General features: G+C 54.0%; 1 protein-coding gene. It reads left to right on the plus strand.

Annotated elements, in window-relative coordinates; genetic code table 11:
* Nucleotides 1-18 precede the first annotated feature (18 nt).
* The coding region (locus SB754_RS20325; protein WP_410784171.1) for a manganese catalase family protein at nucleotides 19-272 on the plus strand (254 nt) is incomplete at its 3' end.

Below are 272 nucleotides of genomic sequence, written 5' to 3' on the forward strand. Positions count from 1 at the left end.
CAATAGAACGGAGTGAAGATGTTTCGTCATACCGACTATCTGCAATTCGATGTGAAACCGGAAAAGCCCGATCCCGTATACGCCCGCAAACTCCAGGAGCTCGTCGGCGGAGCATTTGGTGAAATGACCGTCACCATGCAGTACCTCTTCCAGGGATGGAACTGCAGAATGCCGGGCAAGTACAAAGACATGATCATGGACATCGCCACCGAGGAAATCGGCCACGTCGAAATGATTGCGACGATGGTCGCTCGCCTGTTGGAGGGCGCTCC

This window comes from Leifsonia sp. SIMBA_070 (genome assembly GCF_046534635.1).
GTDB lineage: Bacteria > Actinomycetota > Actinomycetes > Actinomycetales > Microbacteriaceae > Leifsonia.